Here is an 11082-nt window from a genome sequence, read left to right on the forward strand (position 1 = left end):
GGGTTTAAAGTGTTTAACTTTAAACCCAACCCCCACACAAATAAAAAATAATTGCTTATTTTTAAGCTTCGGCCTCTTCTAATATTTTTAGAATAAACGCCCACAATTGCTCGTAAGGTATAATTTCTATTTCGGCAAAAGCATCGCCGGGCACCGGGGTAGCCTGTAACCGGTCGTAGTAGGGGCGGCCTTTTTTAAGCGACTCCTGGTAATCTAAGTTGGCATTTGCCACCACCACCAGCAGTTTGAAAAAATACAAACTACGTTTACTAAAGTTTTCGCGCAAGTGCCGGCCAGCATATTTTTTCAGACCCTCAATCAGGTAGCCCAATACATCCAGGTCTTTGGCCTGTACGTGGTACAAAAACTGAAGTACCAGAATGGCCACGTTAAAGCCTTGTTTGTCTTTGCTGTATTCCGGTATAGAAGAAATAAGTTTTTTGTAAGACGATTGCCGCGAAGCACTTTTGGTTGGGTTTACAAATTGCAGGTAACTGCTGTAAAGCATCCAGCGTTCCTGGGCATTTAGGGTAATTTTCTTGAAAAACGGATTACCAATTACATCGTCCAAAACCTTAACGGCCAAATCGTACTTGCCGGCGTGCATTGCCAGCAGCATATAATTTTCCATGTAAGCAAACCAGTTATTCGTAGACCGGTTAAAAGCGTGCATGTTGGCTTCGGCAAAAGCTAAACCGTTGGTATAATCTTTTACGCGCAAGTAAGCATACACCGTAACATAGATATTATAGCGTTCGTCGAAACACTTTTTGTTGATCTTGCCTTTTTGGAGCAGCTTTTTAGAGGTGGTGGTAATATTCAGGATTTCGGCAAAGTTTCCGTAAAGTTCTTCTTTCGTAATATTTAAAATATAATAATAATTAAATATATTAACTGAATGGGTAAGTTCCCAAAGCTCTTTTAAGCGGTCTAATGATTTTTGCAGCTTGGGCAAGAACCTTCTTTTGGCAAAAACAGATTTGTTTTGTTCTAGTTTAGCCGTGTAATATAAATCCTCGGCTTCTTGTTCAAAAGCCGCCAATTTGCGGTAATGGTCGAGTTTCTTTTTGGTTTTATAATACAGGTTAGACTTAATCGTAAGCGAGTAGTTAATTAACAACTTCTCTAAACAGGTTATAATAATGGAAGTTAACTCGGCTTCGGTAGCAAGTTTTAAGGTATTTTGTAATAACTTTACTGATATTTTATTTTCGCCTTCGTTCATGAGGGTGCGCCCCTGGTGCAGCAAGCTCAAACATTCTTGCTCGTAGCGGTGGGTAACCTTAATGCGGCTGTCGGTAAAATCTAAAAAGAATAGATGGTTAAGCAATTTTTTGCGTAACCTGGATTTTAGCATCTTCATCCGCGGATCGTTGGGCTTGCAGTTATACATAACTTCCGCAGCTTGTTCGTCCGTCTGTAGCATTCCTTTTTTTATTTTAAGGAAAAGCTCAGTTTCTTTTGCCAGGTGTTTGTTTTTAGTTTCGAGTAAAGGATGGGTCTTTTGCCCCCGATTTATTACTATCTGCACAAGTTTCCGCAAGTCTTCCATCGTTTTTAATCTTAAAAATATTTATAGTTTAATAAAATTAAAATATTTTCGCGAATTGTAAATTTTTTATTTCTATGAATTAGAAAAGCTTAACTAAATCAAGGTTTATTTCAAGAATATACAATAATTGCGATTATAAATATTTAGTTTTTTTCTTTTTGTTACAAATTAAATAAATTTACGCAATAAATTAAAATATAATGTTTTATATTTACCCAATAATTCATATTTATAATCAATTTTAGTTGCTAAAAGCATAAGGCTAATAAAAAAAGTTATAGTTACTTTTAGAGGCACATTGTCCTTTTTTCATGAAAAAAAAATGCTGAAATTTGTTTCAGATAATTAAATAAACAACCAAAAAAATAACAGCCATGATCGAATTTATCTTATCCCTATTATTGCAATTTTCTGTGTTACAAAGTGGTGAAGTAAAAACCACAACCTCAGTAAATGAAAATAAAACCACTGTGCAGTCAGGTACAACATCTACTACTAGCACAGCTCCCACAACAGATCCAGGTGGCCGTATTGGTAGCGGCGGCTGGGACGACAGAAACTAGTCTCTTATTTTATTTTAAACTTAGCATATAAATAAAGTAAAGATTAACTATAAGTTTAGCGGCTCTTGCTATATTAGTGTACGCAAATACACCATATCCAGTATAGCATGAGAAAAACTAATCTTATACTGTTAGTCTTTACTTTATTTTTTGGCGCTTGTAACAGCAGCGGACAAGAAAATAATTTAGGCAATTTTGTTCGGATCAGAGCTTCTCAAGACCCGGAAAACCTGAATCCGGTAAACTTTAGCAGTACGCTTTCGGCCGAAATTATTAACTTGCTTTATCAAAGCCTGTTAACTGTTGATCCGGAAAAAAAACAAATACGCCCGCTATTAGCGCAAAGTCTGCCAATTGTAACAAAGCAAGACAGCCAAAGTATTTTTTCGTTTACCATAAATCCCGAGGCCCGCTGGCCAGATAATTCGGCGGTTACCAACGAAGATGTAGCGCTTTCCCTTAAATTATTGCGCTGCCCGCTCATCGAAAATCAACGCCTGGCCGATCGGTATTTTTTTATCCAGGACATTATTCTGGATAAAACCGATAAAACGAAATTTAAGCTGGTTTGTGATGCCTACACGCCCGAAATGGATTTAATGACGGGCGATTTTGCCATAATGCCGGCTTATTTGGTTGATCCTAAAGGTTTACTGGTAAATTTTAGCTTAAAAAACCTAACTGATAATTACGAAACCTTGGCGCAGAACCTCCAGGTTAAAGAATTTGCCAATTGGTTTAACAGCGAACGTTTTACCCGAAACAGCAACTTCTTGCGTGGGAGCGGTGGCTACGAACTGGAGCTCTGGAAAACCGGCCAAACTATTCTTTTAAAGAAAAAAGAAGATTGGTGGGGAAACAAAGAAAATAATTCTAACCCGCTGCTTACGGCCCGTCCAGAAAAAATTATATATCAGATTATACCGGATAATGGGGCCGCAATAGAAAAATTACGGGCTCGGCACCTCGATGTGTTTCCGGGTTTGCCTGTATTAAATTACCAGCAATTAGCTGAAGATAAATCATTTAAGCAGTATTATAATTTATACGCGCCCGAATCGTACGATTTTACGTACCTGGGTGTTAACAGCCGTTTAGCTAAATTTGCCGATGTGCGCACCCGCCAGGCACTAGCCTCCCTGGTTGATGTAGATTTGATAATTAAAGCAACGCAAAGTGGTTTTGCGACCCGCACCGTGGGGCCGGTTATACCCAGCGATAGCAATTATTACAATAACAAGCTGCAGCCCTATGCCTACAACCTGGATAAAGCAACGGCTTTGCTAAAAGCGGCCGGCTGGCAAAAGAAAAAAGATAGCTGGCAAAAACAAATTAATGGTACATGGGAGCCATTAACCATTACCTTAAATTACAAAGCAGGCAATACTGAGCTGCAAAATATTTCTTTAATTTTTCAGCAGGCGGCGGGCAAATTAGGTATTCCGGTTAAAGTAGAACCCGTAGAAGGCTTAATTTTAACTAAAAATCTAAAGTCGCATAACTTTGAAATGTTTATTCGATATTTATCGGGTAACCCGTTTGTGTATAATTACAAGCCCATTCTGCACACCGCGTATGCCGCAGAAGGTGGCAGCAATTACACCGGTTTTGGCACCCCCGAAAGCGACCGCCTGATTGATTTAATTAATACCACTGCCGATAAAGACCAAAAAGCAATAGCTTTAAAGCGGTTCCAGGAAATATTGCACGAGCAAAGTAACCTTATATTTTTGTTTTTTATAAAAGAGCGCCTGGCCGTAAGTAAGCGGTTTACCAATACCAAAGTCTCGGGCCTTAAACCGGGTTACGATGTAAGTGCTTTTACCCTGAAAGATTAATTTAACATGCTGCTCTACCTTTTAAAAAGGCTGCTGCTTATTATTCCTACCGTTTGGCTGATTGGTTCTTTGGTATTTTTGCTTAGCCGGCTAATACCAGGTACGCATGCCGATGTGGTGGCCGAAGTGCAGGAAGCCAGTTTAGGTGGGGCAGGTAAAAGTATAGACCGCAAAATTTATTTAGCGCAACTACAGCAGCAAGGCTTAGACAAACCACTATTTTATTTCTCTGTTACAAATCTGGCGCAACCCGATACCTTGTACCGGGTTTTTCCGGAACGGCACCAGTCATTACTGCAAAACTTGTTACAGCAATATGGTAACTGGCCGTACATAGTCGCCTATTACCAAAGCCTGAATGCGCTGCAAACCAGAGGTCGTTTAAACCACAACCAACCGCTTAGCACTAACCTGTCCGAGACAATCAACGCCTGCCTGGCCGCCCAAAACTTTACGGAAGTAGCCGCTGTTTTAGCCGCGGCCGGCATAACTAAGGGTACCCAGCCCGAAATATTTAACAAAGTTCAGAAGCATTTTACGGTTATGCAGGCAAATGCACAACCGTATCGGGTATTAATTCCGGATTGGCGCTGGCATGGTAGCCGCAACCAGTATCATGCCTGGTTTATTAATTTACTGCAAGGTAATTTGGGCTACTCTTATCGCGATCAGCAACCGGTATTAAACAAAATTAAAGAAGCAGTTGGCAATACCCTGGTTTTATTAATTACCAGCCTGGTGCTTACCTTTTGTTTGAGCATAGAGCTTAGTTTACTTTTATGCCGCTGGCAAAAAGGAAAAAGCTTTATTTTGAATTTGCTGTATATTCTGGATAGTATTCCCATGTTTTTACTAGCCCTGGTGTTACTTACTTTTTTACTGGGCACCCGGCTGTTAGATCCAGCCTTTGTGTTTGGCGCTTACGATGCCGGTTTTTATGCACCCGACAATATTTTTGCGGTGGTTCAAAGCCAGGTACAACAGTTGTGGTTACCGGCATTATGCTTAATTTTGACCAGTATGCCTTATATAACTACCCAATTGTACCACGCGATGCAAAGCTTACTGCGTTCAGAATTTATTAAAGCTGCCCGGGCCAAAGGCTTATCTGAGCAAAAAGTACTGCGGCGACACGCATTTCGGAATGCTTTATTAACCCTGATAACACTTTTTACGGGCTATTTACCGGTAATTATAAGCGGGGCAGTGGTTATTGAGGTAATATTTGTAATACCAGGAAGCGGCGTTTTATTAAGAGATTCGGTATTGGCCCGCGATTACCCGGTAGTTATTGGGTTGGTGTTGTTTTTGGCTTTGCTTAAAGCGGGCGCCCATGTTTTGGCCGATGCGCTCTACTTTGCCGCCGATCCTCGTACGCGCTCAAACCCCGCATGAGTTCAATAATCCAACCTAAAGAATACCGGCCCCGCTTTACCTTAGCCAATAAGTTATGTTTAGGTTATTTAGCCCTGGTGGTATTTTGTGCGCTTTTTGCCGATTGGTTACCCTTACATTACCAGCCCAACGAACAAGACTTGTGGCATATTTACCAGGAACCCTTTAAATGGGAAATGTACCAGGCCGGGAACCCTTTTCATTATTTAGGTACCGATGATTTGGGCCGCGATGTTGGAGTTAACCTGATTTACGGTGCCCGCACCGCTTTGCTGGTAAGTGTGCCCACCATAATGCTGGCGGCTACTTTAGGTATAGTACTGGGGCTGCTGGCCGGCTATTACCGCGATTCAGGTTTAAAACTGCCGGTCGGTAATTTAATAAGTTTGTTTGTAGCTGTATTTTGCGCCTGCTTTTACTTTCCTAAAGCCGAAATAATATTTAAAGAATCTGCCAGCTTTGGCCTAACCTGGTTAGTTAGAGTTGGTATATTGGGCTTAAGTTATCTGATCTATAAACTAATCAAATATTTACTTCTGCGCATCAGTTTATGTAAGCAGTTGGTAAACTTACCCGTAGATTTAGTGGTGCTAAAGTTGATAGAGTTGATAGGTGCCGTGCCCCGGTTATTGCTGATCCTGAGTTTGGCGGCTTTTGCGCCTAACGCTTCGGTAATAAATGTTATTTTACTCTCGGTGGTTACTTTCTGGCCGGGCATTGCCCGCTTAACCCGCGGCGAAATCATAAAAGTTAAGAACCTGCCTTATATAGAGGCAGCGGTAGCACTCGGTTTTCACCCGGCACGCATTATAACCCGGCACGTTTTGCCTAATATTCTGGTGCCTTTGCTGGTGGCCATTACCTTTGGTATTTGCAACCTAATCTCGTTAGAAGCAACGCTTTCTTTTCTGGGCATTGGTATACCGGATAGTATGCCTAGTTGGGGCCGCTCCATAAATAAGATCCGTGAAAATTTCCAGGCCTGGTGGTTGGTGCTGTTTCCGGGTTTGGCCATCTTATTAACGGTGCTATCGCTACAAAATATTAATAATTTAATAATTAGGCGCTGGCAAACCCGGGTAGCAGAATAAATTATTTTTAAAGGTAAGCCTAAATTATTACATTTTTTTCAGTTGCTATAAAAGTTAACCACATTCAATCGACGTTTGGTTTATTTATTTTAGACTTGCACTTACATCATTATTTTTTTGTCCATCAGGCTTTAACCCGCCGGTATCTAAAATATAATGAGTTATAATCTTTCCGGGAACGTTGCCGGATTCAGATTCTCTTCTGGAGTGCTTTCTTAATTAATTTATTTCTTGTGTTTTACTTAGAAAATCGTTAAGATTGTTTAGGTGTATTTTTGTTATTTATTTTTTAAAAGCTGATTTTGTGGTGTTTTTGATGGTTTTTGCATGGTTTTTTACGAGTAAATACATTCATTATAATAATTTAAATAGTTTGGTTTGCTAGTTGTATTATAAAGAAAATAATATGCCGCTTGCCGGGCCATAGCAGGTAAGTAATTACCCGGTCAGGCAAGAAAGTTAACTTAAATAAACAATTAAAATAAATTATGTCGTTCCCTATCTCCCGTAGAAAATTTATTGCCCAGGCAGCCTTAGCGGCCGCCGCTGTGCCTGTACTTTCTTTTGCTAAAAGTTTAAGTCTCAACGCAATTTCCGTACCCGGACTTAAATTAGGTTACTCGGCTATTACCTGGGGCGGCAACGATGTGCAAGCCATTAAAGAAATTGCCTCTTTGGGTTTTAAAGGCGTGCAGTTGCGGGCCAATGTTTTAAAAGAATATGAAGCCAAACCCGAGGCTTTGCGGGCTTTATTAACCCAATATAAATTAGAGTTGCCCATGTTCTCGAGCGGCAATGCCAATATTAACACCGGCAAAGACGAAGAAATTATTCAGATGCACGTAAACAACGCCAAGTTTGTAAAAGCGCTGGGCGGTCAGTTTATACAGGTAACCAATTCGTCGCGGCCCAAAGAAGGAAACCCCTCTACAGCCGATTTGCAAACTTACGGTAAGTTGCTAAACGAAATTGGCAAAAGAACCAAAGCTATTGGGGTGCAAACCACTTACCACAACCACATGCACCAACTCGGCGAAACCCCCGAAGAAGTAGACACCATCCTGGCCAGTTGCGATGCCGATAATGTGAAATTATTGTTAGATGTGGCTCACTACCACCAGGGTGGCGGTAGCCCGGTAAATGCCATCCGGAAATACTCAAACCGGCTCCGGGCTTTGCACCTGAAAGATGTGCGCCCTAAAACCGGCGACACCAGTCCAAGGGCGTATACCTTTGTGGAGTTGGGGCAGGGCAAGGTAGATTTACCGGGTATTTTTAAAGCATTGGCCGACATTAAATTTAAAGGCTGGGGTATTGTGGAGCTAGATTCCGTGCCGGATAAAAGCAAAACCCCACTACAATGCGGCGAAATTACCCGAAATTACCTGAATTCAATTGGCATAAAAGTGTAACGTATCACCTTAGTTTATTAGCGAACAGGCTGATTTAGTGCAAGTATTTTAATTTTTTAAGGTCCTCATAAATGATTAACTTTTATATAAATAAATATTTACCGGTTTCGGCTTTGGTGCTGGGGCTATTTACCGCGAGCTGTAATCCAGCACAACAAATATCGGCCAATAACCAAAGTGGTGGTGCTGCTTTAGAAAATACGCTCTCTGCCGATAACCAGAATACCTTAACCGCTGCCGAACGGAAAGCCGGTTGGCAATTACTTTTTGATGGCAAAACCAGTAATGGCTGGCGCAATGCAAATAAACAAACATTCCCGACCCAGGGCTGGAAAATAGAAAACGGCGAACTCATCATCCAGAAAGCAACTAAAGGCGGCGATATTGTTACCACTGGCCAGTACAGCGATTTTGAGTTAACCCTGGAAGCCAAGTTAACACCCGGTGCCAACAGCGGGGTTAAATATTTTGTTACTGAAAACGGCGGTTCCGTGCTGGGTTTAGAGTTTCAGCTGCTCGACGACGACCGCCATCCCGATGCCAAAATGGGTAAAAACGGCAACCGCACCATCGGGTCGCTCTACGACCTGATTCCGGCTCAAAATAAAAAAGTGCTGCCCATTGGGGAGTGGAACCAGGTGCGTATTGTATCTAAAAACAGGCACGTAGAGCATTGGCTTAATGGCACCAAAGTAGTAGACTTTGAACGCGGCAGCCCCGCGTACCGGGCCCTGGTAGCCGAAAGTAAATACAGCAAAAATAAAGACTTTGGCGAAGCAGCCCAGGGACCTATTTTACTCCAGGACCACAACGACGAAGTACATTACCGCAATATCAAAATCAGGAAATTATAGCCTGTTATTTAAATTATTAAAATATTATTCACCACTTAATTAAAATACCAAAAAGAACATGGAAAATAACAGTAATAACTCCCGTCGGGATTTTCTGAAAAAAGCAGCTATGGGAACGGTGGGTCTGGCCGCTATGGGCATAAGTGCAAAAAGTTACGGCCGTATATTGGGGGCCAACGATCGGGTAAATGTGGGTATAGTTGGTTTCTCTAACCGCTTTAGAAGTTCACTGGTGCCTTCTTTCATGAACCACGCCAAAGAACTTAATTTCGATTTTATAGCCGTATCCGATATCTGGAACCGTCGGCGCGACGAAGCCGAAGCGTATATTAAATCCAAAGCCGGTATGCAAATTAAAAAGCACCGCAACAACGATGAGCTGTACGCCAACAAAGATGTAGATGCGGTAATTATTTCTACTGCCGATTTTCAGCACGCTTTAATGGGCGTAGAAGCTGTAAGAGCCGGTCGCGATGCCTATATCGAAAAGCCAATGGCCGAAACCATGGAAGATGCCCGGGCTTTACTGAAAGCCGTAGAAGATACCAAAAAAATTGTACAGATTGGTTCTCAGCGCCGTAGCGCCCCTAACTACATTGCCGCCAACGAATTTATCCGGTCGGGCAAGTTTGGCGATATTACCATGGTAGAAATGTGCTGGAACGTAAACCAACCGGGCCGCTGGCGGGTAGATGCCGTTAAAGATATCCGGAAAGAAGATACGGATTGGGATCGCTTTTTAATGAACCGCCCGAAAGTGGCCTGGGACCCGCGTAAATATTTAGAGTTCCGGTTGTTCTGGCCTTATTCTTCGGGTATACCGGGGCAGTGGATGGCGCACCAGATCGATACCGTACACTGGTTTACCGGCTTGGATCATCCACGTAGTGTTTCGGCCAACGGTGGTATCTATATGTGGAAGGACGGCCGGACCAATGCCGATACTTTAACGGCGGTAATGGATTATGGCCCGCAAAACGATATGAGCAAAGGCTTCCAGGTCGTATTTTCGTCGCGGTTCCATAACGCGGCCGGCGGTACCAAAGAGCTGTACTTCTCTAATGGCGGTATGATTAACCTCGATACAAACGAAATTTCCCCGGAAGGTGGCTTAACCCAAAAAATGGCCGATGAGAGGGGTATGAAAGCCAATTTGCTTACCGCCTCTAAACTGCCCAGTGCGGCCAGAATGGAAACCGGTGCCAATACCGGCGGCGACCCAATGACCTCGCTGCACATGCGCAACTGGATGGAATGTGTGCGTAGCCGTAAAACACCGAATGCTTCGGTAAAAGCCGGTTATAATCATTCCATTGCCAATATCATGACCCGCATTGCTATGGAAACGGGCAAGAAGGTTACCTTCGACGATACCAAACAAGATGTTATAGCCAGCTAAGGGAAATAGAGCATGTTAAAAAACATAAAGCAGGTTAGTTATGGCGTGCTAAGCCTGGCGGTAATTTGCCTGGCCATGGGTTTTGTGCAAAACCAAAAGGCCAAGCGCTTTTCCATAACCGAAAACAAAGCCGGCAAGCGTGTAGATATTACCGTAGATGGCAAGCCTTTTACCTCGTATATTTACCCCACTGATCTCATGAAACCCGTGCTGTATCCGCTGCGCACGGCCAAAGGTACGCTGGTTACCCGTGGCTGGCCTATGGACCCGCGGCCCGGCGAGCGTGTAGACCATCCGCACCACGTGGGCATGTGGTTTAATTACGGCGATGTAAACGGGCTTGATTTCTGGAATAATTCTACCGCCATTGCTCCCGAAAAAAAATCAGCATACGGCACCATCCGTCACCGCAGTGTAGCTAAAATGACCGGCGGCGACGATAAAGCTGAGCTAACGGTAACCGCCGACTGGCAAAAGCCCGATGGCACCAACCTGCTACTGGAGGAAACCCGCTTTATTTTTAGTGGCCAGGGCAACGACCGCACCATTGAACGTATAACCAAACTTACCGCTTTAAAAGAAGAAGTTACTTTTACAGACAACAAAGAAGGTATGATTGGCATGCGGTTGGCCCGCGAATTGGAACACCCCTCTAACAAACCCGAAATATTTACCGATGCCAGCGGCAAAGCTACCCCGGTAGCCAAAATGAATAACGAAGGCGTAACCGGTAAATACATAAGCAGCGAGGGCAAACAAGGCGACGATGTGTGGGGTACCCGCGCCAAGTGGGTAAACTTAACCGGCACCATTGGTCAGGAAAGAGTTTCTTTGGTATTGCTGGATAATCCGGAGAATGTTGGTTACCCCACTTACTGGCACGCCCGCGGTTACGGTTTATTTGCGGCTAATCCTTTGGGGCAAAAAGCCATGAGCAACGGCTAAGAAGAACTAAATTATAAGCTGGCTCCCGGCAAA

At 43.0% G+C, this 11082-nt stretch carries 8 protein-coding genes; 7 read left to right on the plus strand and 1 reads right to left on the minus strand.

The annotated features are described in order from the left end of the window. Nucleotides 1-61: 61 nt before the first annotated feature. Nucleotides 62-1552 carry a hypothetical protein gene (locus ACO1R6_RS21905; protein ID WP_486267319.1) on the minus strand — a complete coding sequence of 497 codons (1491 nt, stop codon included), beginning with the start codon at nucleotides 1550-1552 and terminating at the stop codon, nucleotides 62-64. 670 nt (nucleotides 1553-2222) lie between these two features. On the opposite strand from ACO1R6_RS21905, the gene ACO1R6_RS21910 reads away from it, so the two are divergent. From ACO1R6_RS21910 to ACO1R6_RS21940, 7 genes are all read left to right on the plus strand, one after another. Next, nucleotides 2223-3953 carry an ABC transporter substrate-binding protein gene (locus tag ACO1R6_RS21910; RefSeq protein ID WP_486267321.1) on the plus strand — a complete coding sequence of 577 codons (1731 nt, stop codon included), beginning with the start codon at nucleotides 2223-2225 and terminating at the stop codon, nucleotides 3951-3953. 6 nt (nucleotides 3954-3959) lie between these two features. Beyond that, nucleotides 3960-5348, plus strand: coding sequence for an ABC transporter permease (locus ACO1R6_RS21915; RefSeq protein WP_486267323.1), 1389 nt, complete (start codon nucleotides 3960-3962; stop codon nucleotides 5346-5348). Next, nucleotides 5345-6439, plus strand: a complete 1095-nt coding sequence (locus tag ACO1R6_RS21920) for an ABC transporter permease (RefSeq protein ID WP_486267325.1) — start codon at nucleotides 5345-5347, stop codon at nucleotides 6437-6439. The genes ACO1R6_RS21915 and ACO1R6_RS21920 overlap by 4 nt, the downstream gene beginning before the upstream one ends. Nucleotides 6440-6927: 488 nt before the next feature. Next, nucleotides 6928-7851 carry a sugar phosphate isomerase/epimerase family protein gene (locus tag ACO1R6_RS21925; protein WP_486267327.1) on the plus strand — a complete coding sequence of 308 codons (924 nt, stop codon included), beginning with the start codon at nucleotides 6928-6930 and terminating at the stop codon, nucleotides 7849-7851. Nucleotides 7852-7922: 71 nt separating this feature from the next. Then, the gene (locus tag ACO1R6_RS21930) at nucleotides 7923-8705 is read left to right on the plus strand and encodes a 3-keto-disaccharide hydrolase (protein ID WP_486267329.1); all 783 of its coding nucleotides are present in this window, start codon (nucleotides 7923-7925) and stop codon (nucleotides 8703-8705) included. 58 nt (nucleotides 8706-8763) lie between these two features. After that, nucleotides 8764-10104, plus strand: a complete 1341-nt coding sequence (locus ACO1R6_RS21935; RefSeq protein ID WP_486267331.1) for a Gfo/Idh/MocA family protein — start codon at nucleotides 8764-8766, stop codon at nucleotides 10102-10104. 12 nt (nucleotides 10105-10116) lie between these two features. After that, nucleotides 10117-11049, plus strand: a complete 933-nt coding sequence (locus ACO1R6_RS21940; protein ID WP_486267332.1) for a DUF6807 domain-containing protein — start codon at nucleotides 10117-10119, stop codon at nucleotides 11047-11049. The last annotated feature ends 33 nt before the right edge of the window (nucleotides 11050-11082 follow it).

It is taken from the genome of Adhaeribacter sp. (assembly GCF_057359045.1).

Coding starts and splice junctions, on each gene's coding strand:
- ACO1R6_RS21905 (WP_486267319.1), bottom strand. CDS start 1,552: ATGGAAGACTTGCGGAAACTTGTGCAGATAGTAATAAATCGGGGGCAA.
- ACO1R6_RS21910 (WP_486267321.1), top strand. CDS start 2,223: ATGAGAAAAACTAATCTTATACTGTTAGTCTTTACTTTATTTTTTGGC.
- ACO1R6_RS21915 (WP_486267323.1), top strand. CDS start 3,960: ATGCTGCTCTACCTTTTAAAAAGGCTGCTGCTTATTATTCCTACCGTT.
- ACO1R6_RS21920 (WP_486267325.1), top strand. CDS start 5,345: ATGAGTTCAATAATCCAACCTAAAGAATACCGGCCCCGCTTTACCTTA.
- ACO1R6_RS21925 (WP_486267327.1), top strand. CDS start 6,928: ATGTCGTTCCCTATCTCCCGTAGAAAATTTATTGCCCAGGCAGCCTTA.
- ACO1R6_RS21930 (WP_486267329.1), top strand. CDS start 7,923: ATGATTAACTTTTATATAAATAAATATTTACCGGTTTCGGCTTTGGTG.
- ACO1R6_RS21935 (WP_486267331.1), top strand. CDS start 8,764: ATGGAAAATAACAGTAATAACTCCCGTCGGGATTTTCTGAAAAAAGCA.
- ACO1R6_RS21940 (WP_486267332.1), top strand. CDS start 10,117: ATGTTAAAAAACATAAAGCAGGTTAGTTATGGCGTGCTAAGCCTGGCG.